Below are 24,814 nucleotides of genomic sequence, written 5' to 3' on the forward strand. Positions count from 1 at the left end.
TATTGCAATGCGGCGTCTCACTTGTCAATCCTGTTGTGTGGTCACTGGCTTTGTGCGACGGCCAAACACTGTACCGGAAGCCGCGCCATGGTTAACGGACCACGTGGTGCGCGGGGTGTTGCATTGGGATCAACGGGCGTCGGGGGTGGTGGATTCAGAATGTCATTTACCCAATTCTGCGCATCGCCACATCCGTCACCAGCAGGCGGCGGCGCCTGATTTTCACATCCATTGTCACCGTCTGGACACCGCAGCCGCACGTGAAAATGATAATGATGTCCGTACCATGGCCGAATTCTATTCAACCATGCGCGATCACCGGTTTCCCAATTACACATTGCGATCTTCGCACCGGGGAACACAAAAATTCGCGCCGTGCGCGGGTCACTGGCCGCAGCGCGCAGCAGTTGCATATGCTGCTCGGTCCAGCTCGAATTGGTAAACGCACCGCGATCACGCCGCATGGAAATCGACGACAGATCTTCGCGTTCTTGGCGGTTCAGGTTTAATCGGTTGGGCGGCAGCATCCAGATGTCCGCGTCCAGCCCGGTTTGGTGGGACGCATGGCCAGTCAGCATTGGCCCGCCGCGTGGCTGGCTCATGTCGCCCACGTAAATTCCGTCCCAACCGTCCATCATCGCGGCAAAGCGGCTAAGGTCCTGCACATAATCAACCGTGTCTGGTTGCGCCCAATTGCGGTTGCGCGACAGACGCATTGCCTGCCACGTCGCACCGGTTTCGGGCAATTGCACAGCGCCCGCCTGACAGCCACGGGCATAGCCTCCAAATGCTTCAGACTGTTGGTTCGATGCTGCGGGGATGTAACCGAACACCTCTTTTGCGACGCGGTTGTCGCCTGCGTTCTGCGTCGAAATAACCACCGCTGCAGGGGCCGCTTGGCTGACGTTGGTGTTGCGACAACTGGCGGTCAACGCCAATGCCGCGATCAAGATACTGGTTTTGACTATGCCGACCATTCGTCGTGATCCCCTTGTGGGTTAACCCATCGAAGCAGAAACAGCCCCGCCAAGAAAAGAAAGATCACAGGCAAAAAGCCGAGTTGATTGTTGTTCGTCAGGTACGTGAACAGCGTGATGAACGCAGGGGCCAAGAACGCCGTAGCCTTGCCCGACAGGGCGAATAAGCCGAACGCTTCGGCGGGTCGTTCAGGGTGTGTGTGGCGCACCATCATGGATCGGCTGGCAGAATAAACCGCGCCACCGGCGCCGCCAATCACGGCACCGCAGACATAGAAAACCATGTCAGGAATTGACGACCCTTCGGCCAAGGGAATGCCGAACATCGCCTCACGCGACATGCCGACAATGATGGTGCTGACCACGATCAACGCCCAGACGGACACGCGGATCACCGGCTTTGGCCCATACTTTTGGTCGGCCAATCCCGCAAGCCATGTGGTGATCGCCGCCGCAATCGCCGCGACAATGCCGAACACGCCGATATAGATTGTCGACCAATCCAGAACCAACGCCGCATAGACCCCCCCAAACGCATAAAGCGCGTTGAGTGCGTCGCGATAAAACATTGATCCAACTAAGAAATTCAAAAGGCTTTTGCGGTCTTTCACAGATTTCAGCGTCTCCCACAATTCACCCACAACAGATGATATCTTGGTCGATTTTCCGCCCAACTTCGGATCATCACGAACCCATAAAAAGAACGGGATCATGAACACTGCGAACCAGATCGCGATCATCGGCCCAACAGACCGGGTGCCTTCGCGCATCTCTGGGTCCAACCCGAACAGCGGCGGGTTGCCCAACAGCGTCACACCTTGTTCATTTTCGGCCAGCAGCAACAACATCACAAACAACGCGGTGACGCCGCCCCAATATCCAAACGCGGCACCCGATCCGCTGATGCGGCCAATTTCATTCTTGGTGCCAAGGCTCGGCAGGATCGCATTGACGAAATTCAGCGCGCTTTCCGCGGCGATAAAGCCAACATAAAAAATCACCAGCATCCAGATCAGGTTTCCACCATCCGGCGTCAGGCCCCACAGCATCGTCATGGTGATCACATAGACAATCGAAAAGAACGCAATCCACGGCATTTTGCGACCTGAATTGTCAGCAAAGGCCCCCAGAAACGGTGCGGAAAACGCGATGACCAGGCCTGCAATCGTCTGTCCGCCCGACCAAATGCCCTGCGCGCGTGCGTTTGCGGTATCAACATCTAGTCCAGAACCAAGATAATATTCCGCCGCAACTGCCGCGAAATATGGGCCAAAAATGAACGTCAAACCCAGCGTGTAAAACGGCTGGCTTGCCCAATCAAAGGCCATCCAACCCCAAATACGTCTCTTACATACTGTCGCCATGAAACCGTCCCCTGCCCGCTTTTGGCAATAAGACAGGCAAAGCGACAAACTGGCAATCGTTATGTCTTGTTGAGTTCCGGTGGCCAAGGCCGCGTTGCTTCGGCGTCGATCCAATTGCTCACCCAATCAGCAGGCTCGGGGCGCGGGTCGGTAATTCCCATTGCCTCAATCAACACATCGGTCGGGACCGCGCGGCCTTTTGCGACCACTGCCGTGCGGATCAAAATGTGGCTGGCACATTCGCCCGACATTTTGAACATGCCCTGTTCGATATAGACAAACCGGTCGTCCCACGTCGCGATTTTGGTGCGCGTTTCATACTTCTCAAACGGGGTAATCCGCCGCCGATAGCGAATAGACGTGCCCGCCACCGTCAGCCCCCAGCGCTTTTTCTTCAGCAGCGCCCAAAGCCCCATGCGAACTGCTGCCTGAAACCGCCCCATTTCATACAGCGTCAGAATACGGCCGTTGTTCATTTCCAGAAAGATATCGCAATCAATGGGCCGACAGCGATGCTGGCTCACATGCATATCCAGCGCGTTCATCGGCGGCAATTTGCGCGCCGCATACAGATTCAGGCCGAGGCGAATAAATGGGTACATGAAACTCACAAACGACTAAGTGACGTAAACGTCAAGGCGTAACGCCACGGAAAGTCATTGCCCTTTACCCGTTGCGTGCTTACCTCTCCTGCAGCCGATCGAATGCCCTAACCTAGGAACACCCTATGCAATCGCTTTACCAAATCCTGATGATGATCCTCGATATTGTTCGCTTCTTCATTATTGCGCATTTCATCATGTCATGGTTGATCCAGTTTCAGGTCCTCAACATTCGCCAACAGTTCGTCGCGCAAATCTGGTATGGCCTAAGCCGCCTGCTGGAACCAATCTATGGCCCGATCCGCCGCATTATGCCGCAAATGGGCGGCATTGACCTCGCTCCACTGGTGGCACTGCTGGCAATTCAGGCAATCCGCATCGTGCTGTTCAATAACGCCGGTTCCTTCGGCTAAGGCTTGCCCCCAAGCCCCCGCTGTGATTCTTTGCACCTAACCGCAAAACACGCACAGGTATAAACATGAGCGCCGCCACGCTTCTCCGCGACGTTTTCGGCTTTGACGGTTTCCGTCCGGGCCAACAAGAGATCGTTGAGGCCGTGACCGACGGCAAAAATACCCTTGCCATCATGCCCACGGGCGGTGGTAAATCCCTGTGTTTTCAGTTGCCTGCACTGGTGCGTGATGGCGTCACCGTGGTCATTTCCCCTCTCATCGCCCTGATGCGCGATCAGGTGCGCGGCCTCAAAGAAGCGGGCGTCATCGCAGGCGCGCTGACGTCTGGTAACACCGAAGAAGAAACCGATGAAGTATGGCGAAATCTTGAAAACGGCACCCTGAAATTACTCTACATGGCGCCCGAACGCCTTGCGTCTAACGGCGCACAGCGGATGTTGCGCCAAGCGGGTATTTCGATGATCGCCGTGGACGAAGCGCACTGCGTCTCCCAATGGGGCCACGATTTCCGCCCTGACTATCTGCGCATTGGCGATCTGCGCCGCGACCTTGACGTGCCACTTGCCGCATTCACCGCAACCGCCGACGAAGAAACCCGCGCTGAAATTATCGAAAAACTGTTCGATGGTCAGGCGCCGACACTCTTTTTGCAGGGCTTTGATCGCCCTAATATCCACCTTGCCTTCGCCGCCAAAGACGGGCCGCGCGCGCAGATCATCAACTTTGCCAATGCCCGCAAAGAACAGGCTGGAATTGTCTACTGCGGCACCCGCGCAAAAACTGAAACCCTCGCCAAGGCCCTTCGTGACGCACGCCATTCCGCCTGCCACTATCACGGCGGCATGAACGCTGATGATCGCCGAAATGTCGAACGCCGCTTTCAACAAGAAGACGGGCTCATCGTCTGCGCCACCATCGCGTTCGGCATGGGTATCGACAAACCTGACATCCGCTGGGTCGCCCACGCCGACCTGCCCAAATCCATCGAATCCTACTATCAGGAAATCGGCCGCGCTGGCCGCGACGGTGCCCCTGCTGAAACCCTGACCTTGTTTGGCCCAGACGACATCCGCTACCGCCGCCAACAAATCGACGAAGGCTTGGCGCCACCTGAACGCCGCGCCGCCGATCATGGTCGCCTGAACGCGCTGCTCGGTTTGGCAGAAGCATTGCATTGTCGCCGCCAAAACCTGCTGTCTTATTTTGGCGAAGATCCCACAGCCTGCGGTAACTGCGATCTGTGCGATAAACCCGCCGATGTTTTCGACGGCACGACCCCTGTGCGCATGGCATTGTCCGCAGCATTGCGCACCGATGAACGCTTTGGCGCCGGCCACCTGATCGACATTCTGCTCGGCAACATGACAGAAAAGGTCGCGCAACGTAGCCACGACCAACTGCCGACCTTTGGTGTCGGCAAAGAATATTCCCGCGTGCAGTGGCAGGCGATTTTCCGGCAAATGATGGGCCACGACCTGATGCGCCCCGACGCTGAACGCCACGGCGCGTTGCGCATGACACCCAAAGCCCGCCCAATTCTGCGCGACGAAGCGACGATTGATTTGCGCCGTGACACCATCAAATCGGCAAAATCTGGGCCCAAAGTCAAACAAATGGTATCTGAGGAAGACGCGCCTCTGCTGTCCGCGCTCAAGGCGAAACGCCGCGCCTTTGCCGAACAGATCGGCGGCCCTGCCTATATCGTTTTCACGGATAAATCCCTGATTGAAATGGCCGAAAAACGCCCCAAAACCCTCGATGATATGGCCCGCATCGGCGGCGTTGGCACAAAAAAACTTGACAGTTATGGCGCGGCGTTTTTGGAAGTCATCAACGGTGAGGCCGCGGCGCTTCATCCGCAACGCCAAAAACTCGCTGGACGCAACGAAGGCTCAATTTATGACCGCCTGTTGGAAGTACAGGCTGACCTGTCACGCGGACCGTCGGGCGCCGACAAACCCATGTCCTGTTCCGCCTCCCAAATCGCGAAAGTCGCCAGTCAGAAACCCCGCGACGAAGCCGCGATTACCCGCCTTTTGGGCGACCGTGCCGCAGACCGTTTTGGCGCGGCGTTTCTCGACATTCTGCGCGATGCTTGATCGCGCCAAGATGCACGTTGGGCTGCACAGTTTGTGTACATCGTGTGTACACTGTGTGTCAGTTACCAGAACGGTAAGACTGGTTAAATTTGCTTCAGACCTGATTAACTTTATCTCAAAACCCAACCGCAGTGCATATAGGGGAAAATACCCATGCTGACCGTCATTTCGCCTGCCAAATCCCTTGATTGGGACCCCGTGGATATTGTCGGGACACAGCCCGCATTCCAAGACGATGCAATCCGGCTGGCCAAGACGTCGCGAAACCTGACTTTGACCGCGCTCAAAAGCCTGATGTCGATCTCTGATGCACTGGCACGCCTGAACCATGACCGGTTTATGGCCTTCGAAGACGTGCCGTCTGCGGATTGTATAAAACCCGCCGCGCTTGCGTTTAACGGTGATACATATCAAGGGCTTGAGGCCAAAACGCTGAGCGATGATGACATGGCCTATGGCCAAGATCATTTGCGGATTCTGTCTGGCCTTTACGGTCTTTTGCGCCCACTTGATGCGATACAGCCCTACCGTCTTGAGATGGGCAGCCGTCTGAAAACCCGACGCGGAAAATCGCTTTATGACTACTGGGGCACCACGATTTCCGACGCTCTGAACACGCAGGCCGCTGCAATGGGCACGGACACATTGGTCAACTGCGCGTCACAGGAATACTTCGGTGCTGCAGACACTAAAGCATTGAAATTAAACGTCATCACGCCTGTGTTTATGGAAGTCAAAGACGACCGCCCGCGCATCGTCAGCTTCTTCGCCAAACGTGCCCGTGGCGCCATGGCCCGCCACATCATCGAACACCGCGTCACGACCCCACAAGGCGTTAACGAATTCACCTCAGGCGGATATGCCCTCGATCCTGACTTATCGACCGAAAATCGCCCGGTTTTCCTGCGCAATTACCCTGATCCAAAAGGGGCTTAAATCCGCTCAATCGCCAATGCGATACCCTGACCACCACCGATACACATCGTAATCAATGCGCGTTTTTTGCCCGTTCTTTCAAGCTCATACATCGCTTTTACGGTAATGATCGCACCCGTCGCACCAACCGGATGGCCCAGCGCAATCGCGCCGCCATTGGGGTTCACTTTCGCCGGATCGAACCCCAATTCTTGTGATACCGCCAAAGCCTGTGATGCGAACGCCTCATTGCTTTCGATCACATCGAAATCATCCGTACAAAGCCCTGTTTTTGCTAGTAATTTTTGCACGGCAGGTACCGGACCAATGCCCATAACCTCAGGTCGAACACCCGCGTGGGCATAGCCCAACACGCGGAATTTTGGTGTCAGCCCAGCAGCCTCAGCCGCATCGGCCGTCGCCAAAACCACCGCCGCCGCACCGTCGTTGATACCTGATGCGTTGCCCGCCGTAACGGTCCCGTCTTTTTGGAACACGGTGCGCAGCCCGGACAGCGCTTCAATCGTGGTCGCCTTAGGATGCTCATCACGTTGAAAAAAAACAGTTTCTCGCCGCTGCTTCACCTCAACAGGGACGATCTGTTCATCGAAATACCCGGCCTCAATCGCCGCCGCAGCACGGTCTTGGGATTGCATCGCAAAAGCGTCCTGCGCGGCGCGGGTGATGCCATGTTCCGCCGCGACGTTTTCAGCCGTCACCCCCATGTGTCCGGTGCCGAACGGGCAATTCAAGGCGCCAAGCATCATGTCATGCCCCGCGATATCGCCCATCTTCGCACCCCAACGCGCGTTGGGCAGAATGAATGGTGATCGGCTCATATTCTCGGCACCGCCCGCAAGGCCAAAGTCCGCGTCCCCAAGCATAAGCGATTGAATAACCGATACAATCGCCTGCACGCCGGACCCGCATAATCGGTTCACATTCATCGCTGGCACGGTCTCAGGAATGCCCGCATCCATGGCCGCGACACGGCTGAGGTACATGTCACGCGGTTGCGTATTGATGACGTGTCCGAACGCCACAAGGCCGATCTGTGTGGGATCAACCCCGCCACGTTCTAGCGCCGCTTTGCTGACGGTCGTGGCCAGATCAATGGGCGTGCTCCCAGCAAGGCTGCCGCCAAAAGCGCCAATTGCGGTTCGGGCCCCTGATAGAATGACGATGTTGGACATGGTCCGCTCCTTCAAATTGTTAACCCGCACCCTAACGACTCGCGCTGATCCGCCAAGTCTGACGTCGCGGCGTGCTGTCTAATAGTCAGATAACTTGCCACAAGCGTCTGCCGCTCCATCTTTCTATACGCGGCTTTTAAGACAATCGTTCCCCGATCCCTTGCCGTGTCCACCGCTTGCTGGAATAAATAACACCATGTTGTTGCGCGTCACAGACCTTATCAAAACCCACACGGGCCCAGACGGTGCCGTGGTGATCCTCAAGGGAATCAGCATGGCGATGAACAGGGGTGAAACCCTTGCGCTGACCGGGGAATCCGGTTCCGGCAAGAGCACACTTTTGCATCTTGTTGGCGGATTGGACCAACCCGATGGTGGCCGCGTCGAGATTGATGGCGTGGACATTGGTGCACTCAATGATGCATCCCGCGCCGCCATAAGGCGCGACAAAGTCGGCGTTATCTTTCAGCAATTCAACTTGATCCCGTCGCTTTCTGTCGCGTCAAATATTGCGTTTCAGGCGCGGCTTGCGGGCGTTGAAAACCTTGATTGGATTCGTGATTTGACCACCCGCATGGGTCTGGCTGATCATATGACGAAATATCCTGAACAACTGTCGGGTGGGCAGCAACAACGGGTCGCCATCGCACGGACTTTGGCGGCGCGTCCGGCGCTTGTGCTGGCTGATGAACCGACAGGCAATCTGGATGAAACCACCGCTGACACAGTGTTGGATCTGATGTTGGCGCTGGTGGCTGAAACAAATGCCGCGTTGCTTATGGTGACACATTCTGAGCGGCTCGCGGGGCGTATGGGGCGGCGGTTGCACCTGCGGGCTGGCCGCGTCGCATGACCCGTCAAAGCCTTACTAGGACTGGGTTACACGCACTTTTGTCACACTGGTGGCGTAACCCGATGCAGCTTTTCACATTGGTCGTTGGCTTGTCACTTGCGACAGCGCTTTGGTCCGGCGTGCAGGCGGTAAACGCCGAAGCCCGCGCGAGCTATGACGCCGCTGCCGCGACATTGGGCGAAGGCCAGTTCGCGCAGATCACGTCAGACGGCGGCACGATCGCGCAAGCCGACTACATCCGTTTGCGCCGCGCTGGATGGCTCGTTAGCCCTGTCGCCGAAGGACGGCTGGACGGTGTCCGGCTCATTGGGCTTGATCCGCTGACTGCGCCAAATGGCCTTGGCCCCGTCGATCTGAGCGATGGGGATTTGACAGTCGATGTGCTGACGGGCGGGGTATTCTTCGCCACACAAGCCACACTGGATCGGATCGGTGACTATGACGTCTCACTCGTGCCGTCACCGGACGTGGCACCAGGTGTGATCCTGACAGATGTCGGCACGGCGCAACGATTGCTCGACATGGATGACATTCTCAGTCGCCTAATCGTCGCGTCTGCGCAACCTTTGAACCAATCCCCGTTTGCGGACGTGAGCCCTAACCTAACGCTGCGCACCCCGCAAAACGGGACGGACGTGGCGCGCCTGACCGACAGTTTTCACCTTAACCTGACTGCGTTCGGTTTACTGTCCTTTGCCGTGGGCATCTTTATCGTTCACGGCGCAATCGGCTTGGCGTTTGAACAGCGCCGCCCTGTGATCCGTACCCTGCGCGCGCTAGGCTTTCCGTTGCGTCGACTGGTGGCGCTGATCGCGATTGAATTGCTCGCCCTGTCACTGATTGCGGGGGCAATCGGTGTCGGTCTTGGGTACCTTATCGCCGCTGCACTGCTGCCCGATGTCGCCGCGACAATCTCTGGCCTATATGGCGCGTCTGTTTCTGGCACGTTGCAGTTACGACCTGAATGGTGGCTTTCCGGGCTGCTGATCGCTGTTGGTGGCACGGGTATGGCCGCCGCGACGTCGCTGTTCCAACTGGCGCGGATGCCACTATTGGCGTCGGCGCGCCCGCGCGCATGGGCGATGCAGGCGGGCAGGGGGCGATTGTATCAGGCGGGGCTTGCCGTAGGGTTGTTGATCTTGGCGGTATTACTTGGCGCGTTTGGCAGTGGGTTGATTGCAGGCTTCGGGATGCTCGCCGCGTTGCTGATTGGCGCGGCCTTGGCCTTGCCTGTGGTGCTAGACTATGTGCTGGCCTTCGGCGCATCACGTGCGAAATCTGTCATCGCGGAATGGTTTTGGGCCGACACCCGTCAACAATTGCCGGGCTTGTCACTGGCGCTGATGGCGCTGCTTCTGGCGATGGCCGCGAATGTCGGGGTGTCAACGATGGTCAGCTCATTCCGGCTGACGTTCACAGGCTTTCTCGACCAACGACTGGCGTCGGAACTTTATGTCTATGCCGATGATGCGGATCAGGCCGCTGCGCTACAAATTTTTCTGACACCACGGGTCGACAAAGTCCTGCCAATCCAATCTGTCGACCAAGATATCCGTGGTCTGGCCTCCGAAATCTATGGTCCAACGGCCCATGCGACGTACCGCGAAAATTGGGTGTTCCTACAGTCCGCCCCGAATGCATGGCTTCGCATCGAAGCTGGGGAAGGTGCGGCCATCAACGAACAGCTCGCGCGGCGTGGTGATATCAAGATTGGCGATGAAGTTACGCTGGCTGGCCAGCCGTTTACTGTCCTTGGTATCTATGGTGATTACGGAAATCCCATTGGGCAAGTCATAGTGACTGAAACCTTGTTTGAACGCCTGTTCCCCGACATTCGTGCCCTGCAGTTCGGGTTACGCTTGGACCCCGCCAACGTCTCGGCGCTATCCGCCGAACTGCGCGACAGCTTTGGTTTGGCCGAAGCCAACATAATCAACCAAGCGGGCATCAAGGCCTTCTCTCTCGATGTTTTTGAACGCACCTTCACTGTCACAGGTGCGCTCAATGTCCTGACCCTCGCCGTGGCAGGGTTTGCCATATTAATGAGCCTGCTGACCCTCGCCACCATGCGCCTGCCACAACTTGCGCCGGTCTGGGCACAGGGTTTGACGCGGGCACGATTGGGGCGCATCGAAATCATCCGTGCGGTGCTGCTGGCCTTGCTCACTGCTGCCCTCGCGCTGCCGCTTGGCCTCGCCCTCGCGTGGACCCTTTTGGCGGTTGTCAATGTTGAGGCCTTTGGCTGGCGCCTGCCGATGTACCTGTTTCCTATGGCCTATTTACGCCTTGCGGTCTTTGCGGTTATTGCCGCCGTCCTCGCGGCTTTGTGGCCTGCGCGAAAACTGGCCCGTACGCGCCCCACTGATCTGCTCAAGGTGTTTTCCAATGAACGTTAGGGTGCTCCTCCTGTTGCTCTGGCCGTTTGACGCCTCGGCGCAAGGGTTTGCCGGCCTTGGCACTGCAACTGATAGCTTTGCAACCCCCCAAAGCCCCGCGATATTTGACTTTCCAGCCGATCACGGCCCGCACGCGAACTACCGCATCGAATGGTGGTATCTGACTGCGAACCTCACAGATGCAGATGGCACGCCCTATGGCCTTCAATGGACATTGTTCCGCACTGCCCTTGCGCCGGAAAACGGCACTGGATGGTCCTCCCCGCAACTGTGGATGGGTCATGCTGCGGTCACGACAGCTGACGCGCATTATGTCACCGAACGCCTTGCCCGTGGCGGTATCGGTCAGGCGGGCGTCACCGCTGACCCGTTTGAGGCGTGGATTGATGATTGGCAGCTTATTGGTCCCGATCTTAACACACTGCGCATGACCGCCAGTGGCCCCGATTTTGCCTATGATATGGACCTAACGGCACTTGGTCCGCTGATTTTTCATGGTGACAACGGCTACTCTGTGAAATCCGCCGAAGGGCAGGCGTCTTATTACTACTCACAGCCATTCTATGCGATTGAGGGGACGTTGGCGTTGCCCGACGGCGATATCGATGTGAGCGGCAGCGCGTGGCTTGATCGTGAATGGTCATCACAGCCGCTATCAGACGATCAAACCGGTTGGGACTGGTTCTCGCTCTCGCTTGACACAGGTAAATTGATGGGCTTCCGCCTGCGCCAGACCGATGGAACATTTTACACCTCCGCCACATGGATCAAACCGGACGGCCAAACGACCACCTATCCCGATGGGACGTTCAACGCCGAACCGCTGTTTATCGCAACTGTTGACGGGCGCGCCATCCCTACCCAGTGGCGCGTGACCCTGCCGGACCGCGATGTCGACGTCACTATCGCCGCGATCAACGACCAAGCATGGATGGAAACCTCTGTGCCCTATTGGGAAGGCCCAATTACGGTCACAGGTAGCCACAATGGCGTCGGCTATCTGGAAATGACAGGGTATGAATGACAGGGTGCGACTAACACATCCGTGAGCACAAGCCCCTCGCGCCAACGCGCGTCCCGCGTTAAGATGATGCCATGAAATCAACGATCCCATATACCCGCGACCTTGTTTTGGTGGGCGGTGGTCACACTCACGCGCTTGTGCTGCGCAGTTGGGGCATGAACCCGCTGCCCGGTGTGCGCCTGACCGTGATCAACCCCGGCCCGACCGCGCCTTATTCCGGTATGCTTCCGGGGTTTGTCGCAGGGCATTACACCCGCGTTGAACTGGACATTGATCTCGTGCAACTCGCGCGGTTTGCAGGTGCCCGTTTGATCGCTGGCAAAGCCACGTTGATCGATGCTGTGGCGAAAACTATCACCGTGCCGAATCGCCCTGACATTGCCTATGATGTCGCTGCGATTGACGTCGGTGTCACGTCCGAAATGCCGCGCCTTGCAGGCTTTGCGGACCACGGAATTCCCGCCAAACCGCTTGGTGCTTTCGCGTCGCGCTGGGATGAATATCGCGCCAGCGCAACCGCCCCCAAAGTTGCCGTCATCGGCGGCGGCGTGGCAGGCGCTGAACTCGCCATGGCGATGGCCCATGCGCTGCGTGACACGTCCCCCCAGGTGTCCCTGATTGATCGCGGTGAGGTTCTTGACAGTTTCGATCCGCCTGCCCGAAACCGCCTGCTTGCCGCGCTGGAAGAACTGGGTGTCACGCTTGTTGAACACGCCGATGTCGTCGAAGTCCGCGCTGACGCTGTGCGCCTTGCCGATGACACGCTCATCGCGTCCGATTTCACCACGGGCGCGGCAGGCGCGCACCCGCACGGCTGGATCGCGGACATCGGGCTGGACCTGCTCAGCGGCTCACTTATCGTTGGCCCAACCCTGCAAACGTCTGACCCAAATATATTTGCAGTCGGTGATTGCGCCCATCTGTCCCATGACCCACGCCCCAAGGCGGGCGTTTTTGCTGTGCGCCAAGCCTCGTACCTGTTCGATAATCTGCGTGCCCGTCTGTCGGGCGGACCAATGCGGCATTATCACCCGCAAAAAGACTACCTAAAACTCATCTCGCTTGGCGGAAAAACTGCGCTGGCTGAAAAACTCGGTACGGCGCGGCGTGGGGCGCTTTTGTGGAAATGGAAAAACCACATCGACCGCAAATTCATGGACAAATTCGACAGCTTGCCGGTGATGGAACAGTTACTGCCGTTGCGCGTGGCGATTGGTGTTAAAGAGACCCTTGGCGATGCCCCCATGTGTGGGGGTTGCGGTGCCAAGGTTGGGCGCGGTGCGTTGCAAGGCGCGCTTGCAACGTTGCCAGTAACTGAGCGCAAAGACATCATCTCATTACCTGGCGATGACGCAGCCCTTCTGAAAACTGGCGACGAGATGCAGGTTTTCACTACTGATCACCTTAGTGCGGTGACTGACGATCCCGTTTTGATGGCCGAAATCACCACCACCCACGCGCTAGGCGACATCTGGGCGATGGGCGCAGACCCACAAGCCGCGGTCCTGTCGCTGACGCTGCCGCGCATGTCCGCGCAATTGCAGCAACGCACCGTGACCGAAATCACCCAAACGGTGGCCCGCAATCTGGGCGGAGCAGCTCTTGTTGGGGGGCACACGACCATGGGCGACGGGTTGACCATCGGCCTGTCGATCACCGGCCTTTGCAAACGCGCACCAATAACCCTCGCAGGGGCCGAAGTCGGTGACGTTCTTGTGCTGACCAAACCCATTGGGTCCGGTACGATCCTTGCGGCTGAAATGCGCAGGCTTGCACGTGGGGCTGATGTGTTGGGTTGCTACCAAACGATGATCAAACCGCAGGACGCGGCTGCGCGGTTGCTCAAAGATGCCCATGCGATGACAGATGTGACGGGCTTTGGCGTTGCTGGGCATCTGGCGGGGATCTGCGATGCGTCTGGGGTGGGCGCGGATGTGCGCCTTGTGGACGTGCCGCTGATGGACGGTGCGTTGGACCTCGCAGATGCTGGCATCCGATCAACGCTTTATCCCGATAACCGCAATGATCGGCGTATCACGGCGCCCGACACGGCAAACGGTGCGTTGATGTTTGATCCGCAAACAGGTGGCGGGCTTCTTGCTGCGGTCCCAAAAGCCAAGGCCCGCGCATTGGCCAAAGAGCCAAATGTCTGGATCATCGGGGAAATCACCAAGGGCAGCGGCGTCATATTTAGCTAAGTTGTTCGACCCACGCTGCGATGCGCATTGCCAAATCTGCGCGCGCATCGATCCCTAAATCGGTCACGTCGAACCGCTGCAACACATCCGCCCCGTGGCGCGTGCGCCCTGACCGGTAGGTCGGATCGTAGTGTTCATCCATTAACACACGGGCCAAAGCCTCAAACTCTCCAGCCCGCAGAAGCGCAAGCCAGCCATCAACCAGCCCGCCACGGTTACGGCGCAGGATTTCCAACTTGGCGGTCAATCCAGTGGCGTCAGCGCTAATGTCGACATAAGCATCCGCCAAATACTGGGCCCGCGCGTCCAGCGGCGCGTCGGTTTCAATGCGTGACGCAGCCTTCATTGCCGCCCACAGCGTTGGCGGCACCACGCGTTCGCCAACCTTGCTGCTTTCCGCTTCGACGATCACAGGCCGCGTCGGGTCAAGCCGCGCAAGCGCACGGGCCAATGCCGTCTCAAACCCTTTTTGTGCAGGTTGCCCACCTGCCATCGAACCCAACAAAGACCCGCGATGGTTTGCCAACCCTTCGAGGTCGAGGACCTGCACCCCAAGCCCATGTAACCGGTGCAATATATCGGTTTTCGCCGTGCCAGTGTTGCCGTCCAGCAGGATCAATTTATGCGGCACGGCGTCTTTATACAGCACGTCATGCACCAGATTTCGATAGCTCTGATACCCGCCTTCGATCACCTTGGCACGCCAGCCGATCTGGCTGAGGATCGACGCGAATGAACCGGACCGCTGCCCACCGCGCCAGCAATAGATCAGTGGCTGCCAATTGCCTGCAATGTCTTTCAAGGGTCCATCCAAATGCTCCGCCACATTGCGTGCGACCAGTGCTGCACCAATTTTTCGGGCCTTGAACGGCGCCTCTTGGACGTAGATGGTCCCCACTCGCGCACGTTCTTCATTGGACAACGCTGGCAGGTTGATTGCACCGGGCACATGGTCCTCAGCGAATTCAGCGGGGGAGCGCACGTCGATGACCGTGTCGAACCCGTGATCAAGGATATCGGTCAGACTGGCGAAGCTGGTTTTCATTGGCGATGCTTATCTGACCGCGCGATGGGCCGAAAGGCAATACGCGCTTGTCAGCAGGTCGCCATCGCCGCTATCGTTTACCATGATGATGCGCAGCTTTTCAGCGACCACAGATAGGGCCGCCGTGGCCCGCTTGTTTGCCCGTGCTGCCGATTACGTCATGCTTGAAGATGGTCGTGCCCCAGACCAAGCGACGACCGACGGTTTTTTCAATGAACGACCGCCCAATGTCGGTGCCGATGACGCCGTGCATATTGGAATGTTTGACGCAGATCACTTGCTTGGTATCCTCGGGGTGGTCTTTGGCTATCCTGACGCAAACAACAGCTACATCGGCTTGTTGTTGCTAGAACCAAGCGCACGCGGCAGGGGTATTGGGGGGATCGTCAAGTTGCGGGGTATTTCCCTTCGGGGTATGCATTCGTATGACCAAGCCCAAGCAATCTGGCGCCTTCTTAGGCTATCGTTTTTCTCCTGAGATCATCGCATACGCCGTCTGGGCCTATCACCGATTTCCCATGAGTTTGCGCGATGTCGAGGACTTGCTGGCAGCACGCGGGATTATAGTCAGCCACGAGACCATCCGCGCTTGGGTAGCGAAATTCGGATCACAATATGCCAAGGTGATCCGCCGAGATCGACCCAAAGTGGCGGACAAATGGCACCTGGACGAAGTTGTCCTTCCGACAAACGGCAAGAAGTATTGGCTATGGCGCGCTGTCGACAGCAACGGCGATGTGCTGGACATCCTCGTCCAGTCTCGGCGAAATAAACGGGCCGCGGATCGGTTTTTCCGCGAGCTATTCAAAACATTTGGCGCGCCACGGGTCGTTGTGACGGACAAACTCCGAAGCTACGGGGCCGCACTAAAGGACCTCGCTCCAGGCATCGAGCACCGAAGCCATAAGAGACTCAACAATCGATCCGAAGGGTCGCACAGGCCGACCCGGCGGCGAGAAAAATGCATGGGTCGGTTCAAATCACCCCGCCAAGCGCAACAATTTCTCTCCGTCCACGATCAAATCCAAAATGTCTTCCGCCCCCGCCGCCACACGCTTTCAGCCGCTTGCTACCGTCAGTCCAGAGCCGACGCCCATTGGATCTGGGACGACATCACGCGAGTGCTGAAGGCTGCTTGAGATCCGGCGTCCGGGCTATCGTTGCGAAGATCGCCGACAACTTGACGATGCCAGCCAGAGTCATAAACACTTACCGTTGCTTGGGCGCGCGGGGTCAAGGTGCGGTTGATCCAGATCTGAATGTCACGATTGCGTGGATCGTCTTGAGCTGTGTGGGTGGTGATTTGATCGGTCATAAGAGGACGCTACGGCGGCGCGTGAATTGTTCCAAGAGGTAAACAGCGCGTGAGGACACAGTCCGGTGAATTGCGCGCAGGCGTGTTGAACGTGATGATAGCACGAAGGGAGACTCCAAATGACTACTATGACACGAAATTTGAAGACCGTGGCGCTTGCTGCGGCGATTGGCACAGCGACCTTAATGCACGCTGGCAAAGCAGACGCGCAGGACATGCAGACAATTACAGTCGCTGGCGGTTGTTTCTGGTGCGTTGAAAGCGATTTTGAAAAAGTGACTGGAGTTGCCGAGGTCACGTCGGGATATACAGACGGAACCACGGATAACCCGACATATCGTCAAGTTACAGGCGGCGGCACGGGCCACTATGAGGCGGTCCAAATCAGCTATGACACCGATCAGGTTTCTGCACGTCAGATTTACGACCTGTTTTTCCGATCCGTCGATCCGACGGATGCGGGTGGGCAATTTTGCGACCGTGGTGATAGCTACCGTACCGCAATTTTCGTCTCTAACCCAGCGCAACAGCAAGCTGCACTGGCTGCACTGGCGGACGCCCAATCAGAGTTGGGCCAACAAATTGTAACCCCAATTTTGGCGACTTCGACGTTCACCAATGCGGAAGACTACCACCAGGATTATTACAAAGGTCAAAATCGGGTCGTCACGCGACGCGGTATTAAGACAGAGACAGAGGCCTATTTGTTTTATCGCGAAGCCTGCGGGCGGGATGCGCGGATTGAACAGCTTTGGGGCAGCAACGCCCCATTCATCAACCACTAAAGGACTGAACATCCGCCAAATCAGGGATCACGTCGGCGGTGCCCCGTCGCGTGACCATGATTGCCGCGGCTTTGGACGCAGTCTGCATGGCTTGCAACATAGGCTGGCCCCGATCAAGACACGCAAGAACGTATCCCGTGAAGGTATCGCCTGCGCCAGTGGTATCAACGGGTGTGACTTTGTGGGCCGGAACGTCGACTGGGCCATCAGCGCCAAACCATGTTGCACCATTTGCGCCGAGCGTGACAATGACGTCTTTAACAGGGATATCTTGTGGGCCTTTTCCAGTAGCATCTTTAAGTTGTTCGGCTTCGACTTCATTTAGAATCAGAAAATCAAGGTGCGCCATTACCGCCATAACCGCGTCAGCATCAAATGGCGCAGCGGCATAGGCGACGCGCAGGCCCATCGTAACAGCGAGTTCTGCGGCCTGTAATTGTAGATTTGTCTCGTTCTGAAAAACCAAGGTATCGCCAGTTTCCGCCCGATTTAGAGCCTGTTCTAGCACATTAACAGGAATTTGAACGTTGGCCCCTTGATGCAAAATGATGCTGTTTTCGCCATTTGCATCAACGGCAATAATCGCTTGCGCCGTTTCAACATCAATTTCGGCGATGTGGCGCGTATCAACGCCGTATTCCATCAGCCGTTCTACAGCCCAGAGCCCATCCGCACCAACTGCGCCGATATGGGCCACTCGGGCCGCAGCACGCGCAGCTGCAACGGACATATTTGCGCCTTTGCCGCCCAAAAAAACCGCACGGCCCGTGCTGGCAAGCGTTTCACCAGGGACGGGAATATGCGGAACAGAATAGACAAAATCCGCGTTGATAGAGCCTAGATTCCAGATGGTCATTGGTGAACTTTCAAGGTTATCTTGCCGTACTGGAAGCGAGAACGGCCATGTTGAGGATGTCGTTCACCGTGCTGCCCGTCGAACAAATTTGTATCGGTTTATCAATACCAGCAAGGATCGGACCAATCACCGTTGCGCCCGCCATTTCTTGCATCAGTTTAACAGAAATTGAGGCAGAGTGACGCGCTGGGACAACCAAGACATTGGCAGGGCCTGTAAGCCGAGAAAACGGATACGCTTCTTGTGCCTTGGTATTAAGCGCCACGTCGACAGTCATTTCGCCTTCGTATTCGAAATCAACGCCACGTGCGTCAAGGACATCTGGCGCCTTATGCATTTTTTCCGCTCGTTCTGACACTGGGTATCCAAAAGTTGAGAACGACAAGAATGCAACGCGCGGTTCCAGTCCAAGACGTCGCGCGACGTAGGCCCCGCGTTCGGCAATGTCCGCCAGATCATTTTCATCAGGCCATTCATGAACTAGCGTGTCTGCGATCAACACGATCTTGCCTTTGTTTAGAACAGCCGTCACGCCCACAGCGCCATCATGGGGACCCGCGTCAAAAACGTGATTAATCAATTCAAGCACATGGGCAGATTTACGTGTCGCGCCTGTCACCATGCCATCAGCGTGACCGTGGGCCAACATCAGGGACGCAAAAACGTGGCGATCGCGGGTCGCCATGCGGTGAATATCGCTGCTGTCGTGACCCTTGCGCTGGAGCCGATTGTACAGAAAATCCTTATATTCATCGAGGTGTTCTGTGTTTGCCGCGTTGACGATTGTTAGTTCAGAAACCGCGTCACCGAGGCCTTCGGCCGTGAGTTTAGCTTTGACATCATCTTCGCGGCCCACAACGAGTGCGACGCCAAAACCGGATCTTTGATACAGAACCGCAGCGCGTAGGATACGCGGATCGTCGCCTTCGGCAAAGACGATCGTGTGCTGATTTGCGCGCGCCCGCGCGTTGATGCCGCGCAAAATTGAAGCGGTAGGATCCATTCTTGTTTTAAGAGATTCTTCATAGCCTTCGATGTCGACAATCGGGCGCCGTGCCACGCCAGTGTCCATACCAGCCCGTGCAACAGCAGGCGGAATGACGTGGATCAAACGCGGATCGAATGGCGTAGGAATGATGTAATCCCGCCCAAACGTCAGCTTTCGACCATAAGCAAGTGCAACTTCGTCCGGCACATCTTCGCGGGCGAGTTGCGCCAAGGCATTGGCGCAGGCGATTTTCATTTCGTCGTTGATGGCGCGCGCATGAATGTCGAGGGCGCCGCGAAACAGATACGGAAACCCAAGGACATTATTCACTTGGTTGGGGTAATCGCTGCGCCCTGTGGCGACGATAACATCATCGCGAACGGCGTGGACTTCTTCTGGCGTAATCTCTGGATCGGGGTTTGCCATTGCGAAGATAACGGCGTTCGGGGCCATGGATTGGACCATGTCTTGGGTGACAGCGCCTTTGGCAGACACACCAAGGAACACGTCGCAGCCGTTCATTGCTTGCGCCAAGGTGCGAGTATCAGTTGCTGCGGCGTGGGCAGATTTCCACTGGTTCATGCCTTCGGTGCGACCTTGGTAAATCACCCCTTTCGTGTCGCACATAATGCAGTTGTTGTGGGCCGCACCCATCGATTTAAGCAATTCAAGGCACGCGATTCCTGCTGCACCTGCGCCGTTCAGCACGATTTTGACGTCTTCTATTTTCTTGCCTGAGATCTTCAGCGCATTGATTAGGCCGGCGGCGCAAATTACTGCCGTGCCGTGCTGGTCGTCGTGAAACACCGGAATGTCCATTTCTTCCTTTAGGCGCTGTTCGATGATGAAACATTCGGGCGCTTTGATATCTTCGAGGTTAATGCCACCAAAGGTAGGTCCCATCAGGCGCACAGCATTGCAGAATTCGTCAGGATCTTCGGTATCAAGTTCAATGTCGATGGAGTTTACATCTGCAAAGCGTTTGAACAGAACCGCCTTACCTTCCATCACAGGTTTCGATCCTAATGCGCCCAAATTTCCCAATCCAAGGACCGCCGTGCCATTTGATATCACAGCGACCAGATTACCCTTGTTAGTGTAGTCATAAGCGAGTTCTGGGTTGGCAGCGATTGCTTCGCAGGGCACCGCGACGCCAGGGGAATACGCTAGTGACAGATCTCGTTGCGTCGTCATCGGAACAGTCGCCTGAATCTCCCATTTTCCGGGGGTCGGGTCCATGTGAAATGCCAATGCGTCTTCGCGTGTTACCTTCGTGTCAACCATTCGATACTCTCCGCCAAATTTTTGTCTTGCGTCCAAGCCTTGATAGGGGTGGGGCCTGACCCCCGCAATGGGTGGTTTTTACGCTTTCGTCGCTAACTCGTGGTCGGTAGGTTGCCCAAGCAGCATCCTGGGGGATTTATGAACAACAGCGTGACGCCGATGATGGCGCAGTATCTTGAAATTAAGGCAGGTCACCCTGACGCGCTGTTATTTTACCGGATGGGTGATTTCTATGAACTATTCTTTGATGACGCCGTGGCCGCTGCGGGGGCGTTGGATATTGCGCTGACTAAGCGCGGCAAGCATTTGGGCGATGATATTGCGATGTGCGGTGTGCCGTATCATGCCGCCGAGGGCTATCTGCTGACACTGATCCGTAAAGGCCATCGCGTTGCCGTTTGTGAACAATTGGAAAGCCCGGCGGAGGCGAAGAAGCGTGGATATAAATCCATCGTTAAGCGCGGTGTAACGCGGGTGGTGACGCCCGGAACGCTGACCGAGGATTCGTTACTTGATGCGCGGCGGCATAACTTTTTGGCAGCCTATGCAAACGTTCGTGGGGACGGGGCCTTGGCGTGGGTTGATATTTCAACCGGTGCGTTTTCGGTGCTTGGCTGTGACGCGGCAGGGTTAGGTCCTGAACTGGCGCGACTGAACCCGAAAGAAGTATTGTTAAGCGATGTTGGTGATGCAGATTTTGGCGTAATCGTTGAGGATTCTGGCGCGGCTGTGACAGTCCTTGGGAATGCGGCATTTGATAGCACAAGTGGTGAAAAACGGCTATGTGGTGTCTATTCCGTTTCGTCACTGGATGGGTTTGGTGCCTTTACGCGGGCTGAAATTGCAGCGTTGTCAGCGGTGGTCGAATACCTTGATATTACACAGAAAGGGAAGTTGCCGCTGCTGCGTCCGCCTGTTCGTGAAAAACGTGAAGCAGCAATGCAGATTGATGCGTCAACACGAAAATCGTTAGAACTGACACATGGAATGAACGGCGGACGCGCTGGATCATTGTTGTGGGTAATTGACCGCACGCAAACAGCTGGTGGGGCGCGGTTGCTGGAACGGCGCCTGTCGTCCCCTTCACGTGATTTGGCGGAGATCAGCGCGCGACAGGATGCGGTTGCGTGGTGTTTGGACCAAGGTAATGTGGCTGCGTTGTTGGAGGATCGTTTACGCGAAGTCCCCGATTTGGACCGGGCTTTGTCACGCCTGTCGATGGATCGGGGTGGCCCAAGAGACATGGCAGCAATTCGCAGCGCAATTGAGCAGGCCGAGATTATCGCAGATGCTCTGCCGGACGAAATGCCTAAGGCTCTGGCAGCCGCTGCACAAGATTTGGTCGGGCAGGATGCATTACTGACATTGCTGGATGACGCATTGGTCGCCGAACCACCATTATTGGCACGCGATGGTGGGTTTATCGCGGGCGGATACGACACCGAACTTGACGAGTTTCGGTCGCTAAGGGACGAAGGACGATCGGTCATTGCAGCATTACAAAGTCGCTATGCACAGGATGCTGGTGTTACTGGGTTGAAGATAAAACACAACAATGTGCTGGGCTATTTTATCGAGGTCACGGCAACCCATTCAGCAAAAATGCTGGCAGAACCTCTGTCAAAAACTTTCATACATCGCCAAACGACTGCCAACCAAGTTCGGTTCACCACAATAGAACTGTCTGAACTCGAGACGCGGATTTTGAACGCCGGTGGACGTTGTCTTGAAATTGAAAAACGGATCTATTCCAGCATAGTGGCGGCGATTATTGCCCAAGCCCCAATGTTGTTCACGCTCGCACGTGCGCTTGCAGAGTTTGACCTAAGCGCGGCGATGGCACGGTTGGCACGTGAGGAAAGCTGGGTGCGACCGTTAATGACAACCGAGCGTGAATTTGTAATTACAGACGGGCGTCATCCAGTTGTTGAGGCCGCGTTAAAGCCGAGCGGAACGCAGTTTGTCGCCAACGATTGTGACTTAAGTCTTGACCAGATTTGTCTGCTGACCGGACCCAACATGGCAGGTAAATCGACCTACCTTCGACAGAACGCGTTGATAGCAGTTTTGGCGCAAATGGGCGCGTTCGTTCCTGCGAAATCAGCAACGATTGGCATCGTGAGCCAGATTTTCAGCCGTGTCGGGGCGTCTGATGATCTGAGTAAGGGTCATTCAACGTTCATGGTTGAGATGGTAGAAACTGCTGCGATTTTAAACCAAGCAGACGACCGCGCGTTGGTGATTTTGGATGAAATCGGGAGGGGCACAGCCACGTATGATGGTCTGTCGATTGCATGGGCGACGTTAGAACATTTGCACGACGTTAACCGCTGCCGCGCGTTATTTGCGACGCATTACCACGAGATGACGGGTCTGTCTGACAAGCTGGACGGGGTGGCGAATGCAACGGTGACCGTCAAGGAATGGGAGGGGGACGTTATTTTTCTGCATGAGGTGAAGCGCGGCACCGCGGATCGGTCATACGGGGTGCAGGTCGCGCGATTGGCAGGATTGCCGGCAACAGTTGTTGCACGAGCCAAAGTTGTTTTGGAAGCATTGGAAAAGGGCGAGCGTGAGGGGAAACAGAAGGCTGTGATCGATGATCTGCCGCTGTTCAGCGCAACGCCTACGCCCACCCCAACAAAAACCGCGCCATCCGAGGTGGAGGCGCGGCTGAAAGAAGTAATGCCCGATGATCTGAGTCCAAAAGACGCTTTGAATTTGATCTACGAGTTACGTGGTCTGGTCAAGACTTAGGCGTAGAGGACACACCAACTTGTGCGGGCCGCAGCAGACGGTCGTGCAGCATGAAGCCGGTTGAGGCGACCTGAATGATGTCGCCCGCTTTGGTTTCAGGAAGCGGCGCTTCGAACATCGCTTCGTGAATTTGCGGATCGAACCGTTCGCCGACTTCGGCCACAATAGGGTCGATCCCGTGTTTTTTGAAAACACCGATGAGGGCGCGCATTGTGAGTTCGACGCCTTCTAGCAGCGCCTTGTCACCGTCTTTACCGTCTTCTTTGTTCATCTTCAGCGCACGCTCAAGGTTGTCATAGATCGGAAGCAAATCACGGGCGAGGCGGGAACCCCCATAATTTTCAGCCTCACGGCGATCACGGTCAGCGCGTTTGCGCGAATTTTCTACATCAGCAAGCGCGCGCATGTAGCCGTCTTTGAGTTCTAAGACCTCAGTCTTCAAGGCAACGACATTGTCGTCTTCCGCGACCATTTCGTCCAAGGTCATCTCATCCTCTGGCCCAATATTCTGGTCGGCCATAATGTCGTCGAGGAAGTTATTTTCGTTTTCGTTCTCAGCCATAACTAACGTCCCTTATCCACGATCGGAGATCAGTTTCCCGATCAGTCGCGCGGTGTAATCCACAATGGGCACTATACGCCCGTAGTTCAGGCGCGTCGGCCCAATGACCCCGACAGCGCCAACAATCTTTCGGTCTGCGTTCATATAAGGTGAAACGACCAAAGATGAACCCGTAAGTGAGAAAAGTTTGTTCTCTGACCCAATGAAAATGCGAACACCCTCACCAGTGTCAGTCAATTCAAGGAATTCGGCGATGTCACGTTTGCGTTCAAGGTCATCAAACAGGGAGCGAATGCGGTCGAGGTCTTTGTGATCTTCGTCAGAAATAAGGTTGCCACGGCCGCGCACAATCAGGCGTTCGGTCGATTCGCCTTTGTTTTCCCACATGGCTGCGCCAGAATCGATAAGCTCTCGGGCGAGCACGTCAATTTCAAGACGACGGGATTTGACCTCACGGGCGATTGCGCCGCCAAGCTCAGACAGGGTGCGGCCTTCGGCGACAGAATTAATAAAGTTCGTGGCCTCCCGCATCGAAGACGGAGTTTGACCAGGCGGTGGGGTGAAAACGCGATTTTCGACATGTCCATCTGCAAAGACCAGCACGACAAGCGCGCGATCCGCAGCAAGGCTAACGAACTCGACGTGTTTTATGGGCGCTTCTTCATGTTTGGGCGTGAGAACAAGGCTGGCACCGCGAGTCACACCAGACAGCGCGGATCCAACACGGTCGAGGAGGGTGCCGACATCGTCATCATTTGACCCCAAGGTTTGGTCAATCTTTGCCCGGTCGCCACCGTCCAGATCACCGACTTCAAGGATCCCATCAACGAACATGCGAAGACCTTGTTGGGTCGGAATACGTCCAGCACTGATATGTGGGCTACCAATTAGGCCAAGCTGTTCAAGGTCCTGCATGACATTGCGGATCGTTGCGGCGCTGACCTGTTCAGACAGACTTTGAGTCAGTGTGCGGGACCCAACGGGCGCACCTGTCTCGAGATAGCCTTCGACGACGCAGCGAAACACCTCGCGTGAGCGGGCGTTCATATCATCAAGTATAGGTGTCTGATCTGACATTGCGGTCTTTCACTAGGGCGTCAGTAACTTGGCGGATGGATGCGCGAAGGTCAATCGGGGTTGGAATTTTATGCGGCGGGGCGTATCGGGGTCCAAACCCATAGAAGGATG

At 56.4% G+C, this 24,814-nt stretch carries 20 protein-coding genes; 11 read left to right on the plus strand and 9 right to left on the minus strand.

All coding sequences use genetic code 11. From position 1 onward, the window contains the following. Window positions 1-41 precede the first annotated feature (41 nt). Genes mepA through OAN307_RS24070 form a run of 3 tightly spaced genes read right to left on the minus strand, consistent with a single transcriptional unit; the run spans window position 42 to window position 2,943 of the window. The gene (gene mepA / locus OAN307_RS24060) at window positions 42-977 is read right to left on the minus strand and encodes a penicillin-insensitive murein endopeptidase (protein ID WP_015502003.1); all 936 of its coding nucleotides are present in this window, start codon (window positions 975-977) and stop codon (window positions 42-44) included. Further along, window positions 965-2,341, minus strand: a complete 1,377-nt coding sequence (locus OAN307_RS24065; protein ID WP_015502004.1) for an MFS transporter — start codon at window positions 2,339-2,341, stop codon at window positions 965-967. The genes mepA and OAN307_RS24065 overlap by 13 nt, the downstream gene beginning before the upstream one ends. A gap of 59 nt (window positions 2,342-2,400) precedes the next feature. After that, complete coding sequence (locus OAN307_RS24070) at window positions 2,401-2,943, minus strand: acyl-CoA thioesterase (protein ID WP_015502005.1); 543 nt, start codon at window positions 2,941-2,943, stop codon at window positions 2,401-2,403. Window positions 2,944-3,068: 125 nt separating this feature from the next. Here OAN307_RS24070 and OAN307_RS24075 point away from each other — a divergent pair, with 125 nt between their 5' ends. The 3 genes from OAN307_RS24075 (at window position 3,069) to yaaA (ending at window position 6,391) form a co-directional block, all read left to right on the plus strand. After that, a complete protein-coding gene (locus tag OAN307_RS24075) occupies window positions 3,069-3,356 on the plus strand; it encodes a YggT family protein (RefSeq protein WP_015502006.1) in 288 nt (95 codons plus the stop codon). A gap of 65 nt (window positions 3,357-3,421) precedes the next feature. Continuing rightward, window positions 3,422-5,455, plus strand: coding sequence for a DNA helicase RecQ (gene recQ, locus OAN307_RS24080; RefSeq protein WP_015502007.1), 2,034 nt, complete (start codon window positions 3,422-3,424; stop codon window positions 5,453-5,455). 153 nt (window positions 5,456-5,608) lie between these two features. Continuing rightward, window positions 5,609-6,391: a peroxide stress protein YaaA gene (gene yaaA, locus OAN307_RS24085; RefSeq protein WP_015502008.1), complete on the plus strand. Its 783-nt coding sequence runs from the start codon at window positions 5,609-5,611 to the stop codon at window positions 6,389-6,391. Here yaaA and OAN307_RS24090 read toward each other — a convergent pair. Further along, entirely contained in the window at window positions 6,388-7,563 is a 1,176-nt protein-coding gene (locus OAN307_RS24090) for an acetyl-CoA C-acyltransferase family protein (RefSeq protein WP_015502009.1), read from the minus strand. The two genes, yaaA and OAN307_RS24090, sit on opposite strands and share 4 nt — an antisense overlap. Window positions 7,564-7,759: 196 nt before the next feature. Here OAN307_RS24090 and OAN307_RS24095 point away from each other — a divergent pair, with 196 nt between their 5' ends. The 4 genes from OAN307_RS24095 to selD all read left to right on the plus strand — a co-directional run bounded on the left by OAN307_RS24095 (window position 7,760) and on the right by selD (window position 14,034). After that, complete coding sequence (locus OAN307_RS24095) at window positions 7,760-8,416, plus strand: ABC transporter ATP-binding protein (protein WP_015502010.1); 657 nt, start codon at window positions 7,760-7,762, stop codon at window positions 8,414-8,416. A gap of 62 nt (window positions 8,417-8,478) precedes the next feature. After that, entirely contained in the window at window positions 8,479-10,812 is a 2,334-nt protein-coding gene (locus tag OAN307_RS24100) for an ABC transporter permease (RefSeq protein ID WP_015502011.1), read from the plus strand. Further along, a complete protein-coding gene (locus OAN307_RS24105) occupies window positions 10,802-11,836 on the plus strand; it encodes a lipocalin-like domain-containing protein (RefSeq protein WP_015502012.1) in 1,035 nt (344 codons plus the stop codon). The genes OAN307_RS24100 and OAN307_RS24105 overlap by 11 nt, the downstream gene beginning before the upstream one ends. 71 nt (window positions 11,837-11,907) lie before the next feature. Next, the gene (gene selD, locus OAN307_RS24110; protein WP_015502013.1) at window positions 11,908-14,034 is read left to right on the plus strand and encodes a selenide, water dikinase SelD; all 2,127 of its coding nucleotides are present in this window, start codon (window positions 11,908-11,910) and stop codon (window positions 14,032-14,034) included. Here the strand turns inward: selD and mnmH are convergent. After that, complete coding sequence (gene mnmH / locus OAN307_RS24115; RefSeq protein ID WP_015502014.1) at window positions 14,027-15,079, minus strand: tRNA 2-selenouridine(34) synthase MnmH; 1,053 nt, start codon at window positions 15,077-15,079, stop codon at window positions 14,027-14,029. The genes selD and mnmH overlap by 8 nt on opposite strands. Window positions 15,080-15,161: 82 nt before the next feature. On the opposite strand from mnmH, the gene OAN307_RS24120 reads away from it, so the two are divergent. The 3 genes from OAN307_RS24120 to msrA all read left to right on the plus strand — a co-directional run bounded on the left by OAN307_RS24120 (window position 15,162) and on the right by msrA (window position 17,179). Then, window positions 15,162-15,557 carry a hypothetical protein gene (locus tag OAN307_RS24120; protein WP_015502015.1) on the plus strand — a complete coding sequence of 132 codons (396 nt, stop codon included), beginning with the start codon at window positions 15,162-15,164 and terminating at the stop codon, window positions 15,555-15,557. Then, window positions 15,505-16,218: an IS6 family transposase gene (locus OAN307_RS24125; protein ID WP_015502016.1), complete on the plus strand. Its 714-nt coding sequence runs from the start codon at window positions 15,505-15,507 to the stop codon at window positions 16,216-16,218. The genes OAN307_RS24120 and OAN307_RS24125 overlap by 53 nt, the downstream gene beginning before the upstream one ends. Before the next feature lie 295 nt (window positions 16,219-16,513). Continuing rightward, window positions 16,514-17,179, plus strand: a complete 666-nt coding sequence (gene msrA, locus OAN307_RS24130; RefSeq protein ID WP_015502017.1) for a peptide-methionine (S)-S-oxide reductase MsrA — start codon at window positions 16,514-16,516, stop codon at window positions 17,177-17,179. On the opposite strand, the gene OAN307_RS24135 is transcribed toward msrA, so the two are convergent. Together OAN307_RS24135 and OAN307_RS24140 are read right to left on the minus strand one after the other, a co-directional pair. Continuing rightward, window positions 17,169-18,035, minus strand: a complete 867-nt coding sequence (locus OAN307_RS24135) for a ribokinase (RefSeq protein WP_015502018.1) — start codon at window positions 18,033-18,035, stop codon at window positions 17,169-17,171. The genes msrA and OAN307_RS24135 overlap by 11 nt on opposite strands. Window positions 18,036-18,051: 16 nt before the next feature. After that, on the minus strand, window positions 18,052-20,307 hold the full coding sequence (locus OAN307_RS24140) for an NADP-dependent malic enzyme (protein ID WP_015502019.1): 2,256 nt from the start codon (window positions 20,305-20,307) through the stop codon (window positions 18,052-18,054). A gap of 138 nt (window positions 20,308-20,445) precedes the next feature. Here OAN307_RS24140 and mutS point away from each other — a divergent pair, with 138 nt between their 5' ends. Next, window positions 20,446-23,064 carry a DNA mismatch repair protein MutS gene (gene mutS / locus OAN307_RS24145; protein ID WP_044044344.1) on the plus strand — a complete coding sequence of 873 codons (2,619 nt, stop codon included), beginning with the start codon at window positions 20,446-20,448 and terminating at the stop codon, window positions 23,062-23,064. Here mutS and OAN307_RS24150 read toward each other — a convergent pair. Both OAN307_RS24150 and hrcA read right to left on the minus strand, forming a co-directional pair. Further along, window positions 23,054-23,626 (minus strand): nucleotide exchange factor GrpE, encoded by a 573-nt coding sequence (locus OAN307_RS24150; RefSeq protein WP_015502021.1) that lies wholly within the window; start codon window positions 23,624-23,626, stop codon window positions 23,054-23,056. The genes mutS and OAN307_RS24150 overlap by 11 nt on opposite strands. A gap of 12 nt (window positions 23,627-23,638) precedes the next feature. After that, complete coding sequence (gene hrcA, locus OAN307_RS24155; protein WP_015502022.1) at window positions 23,639-24,703, minus strand: heat-inducible transcriptional repressor HrcA; 1,065 nt, start codon at window positions 24,701-24,703, stop codon at window positions 23,639-23,641. Window positions 24,704-24,814: the final 111 nt, after the last annotated feature.

This window comes from Octadecabacter antarcticus 307 (genome assembly GCF_000155675.2).
GTDB lineage: Bacteria > Pseudomonadota > Alphaproteobacteria > Rhodobacterales > Rhodobacteraceae > Octadecabacter > Octadecabacter antarcticus.

Bases quoted from the DNA above. Each gene is read 5' to 3' on its own strand.
- OAN307_RS24125 (WP_015502016.1), top strand. From the start codon at position 15,505: ATGACCAAGCCCAAGCAATCTGGCGCCTTCTTAGGCTATCGTTTTTCT.
- hrcA (WP_015502022.1), bottom strand. From the start codon at position 24,703: ATGTCAGATCAGACACCTATACTTGATGATATGAACGCCCGCTCACGC.
- OAN307_RS24070 (WP_015502005.1), bottom strand. From the start codon at position 2,943: ATGTACCCATTTATTCGCCTCGGCCTGAATCTGTATGCGGCGCGCAAA.
- OAN307_RS24100 (WP_015502011.1), top strand. From the start codon at position 8,479: ATGCAGCTTTTCACATTGGTCGTTGGCTTGTCACTTGCGACAGCGCTT.
- mepA (WP_015502003.1), bottom strand. From the start codon at position 977: ATGGTCGGCATAGTCAAAACCAGTATCTTGATCGCGGCATTGGCGTTG.
- mnmH (WP_015502014.1), bottom strand. From the start codon at position 15,079: ATGAAAACCAGCTTCGCCAGTCTGACCGATATCCTTGATCACGGGTTC.
- OAN307_RS24135 (WP_015502018.1), bottom strand. From the start codon at position 18,035: ATGACCATCTGGAATCTAGGCTCTATCAACGCGGATTTTGTCTATTCT.
- OAN307_RS24095 (WP_015502010.1), top strand. From the start codon at position 7,760: ATGTTGTTGCGCGTCACAGACCTTATCAAAACCCACACGGGCCCAGAC.
- OAN307_RS24090 (WP_015502009.1), bottom strand. From the start codon at position 7,563: ATGTCCAACATCGTCATTCTATCAGGGGCCCGAACCGCAATTGGCGCT.
- OAN307_RS24105 (WP_015502012.1), top strand. From the start codon at position 10,802: ATGAACGTTAGGGTGCTCCTCCTGTTGCTCTGGCCGTTTGACGCCTCG.
- OAN307_RS24065 (WP_015502004.1), bottom strand. From the start codon at position 2,341: ATGGCGACAGTATGTAAGAGACGTATTTGGGGTTGGATGGCCTTTGAT.
- mutS (WP_044044344.1), top strand. From the start codon at position 20,446: ATGAACAACAGCGTGACGCCGATGATGGCGCAGTATCTTGAAATTAAG.
- OAN307_RS24140 (WP_015502019.1), bottom strand. From the start codon at position 20,307: ATGGTTGACACGAAGGTAACACGCGAAGACGCATTGGCATTTCACATG.
- msrA (WP_015502017.1), top strand. From the start codon at position 16,514: ATGACTACTATGACACGAAATTTGAAGACCGTGGCGCTTGCTGCGGCG.
- OAN307_RS24075 (WP_015502006.1), top strand. From the start codon at position 3,069: ATGCAATCGCTTTACCAAATCCTGATGATGATCCTCGATATTGTTCGC.
- recQ (WP_015502007.1), top strand. From the start codon at position 3,422: ATGAGCGCCGCCACGCTTCTCCGCGACGTTTTCGGCTTTGACGGTTTC.
- OAN307_RS24150 (WP_015502021.1), bottom strand. From the start codon at position 23,626: ATGGCTGAGAACGAAAACGAAAATAACTTCCTCGACGACATTATGGCC.
- OAN307_RS24120 (WP_015502015.1), top strand. From the start codon at position 15,162: ATGATGATGCGCAGCTTTTCAGCGACCACAGATAGGGCCGCCGTGGCC.
- selD (WP_015502013.1), top strand. From the start codon at position 11,908: ATGAAATCAACGATCCCATATACCCGCGACCTTGTTTTGGTGGGCGGT.
- yaaA (WP_015502008.1), top strand. From the start codon at position 5,609: ATGCTGACCGTCATTTCGCCTGCCAAATCCCTTGATTGGGACCCCGTG.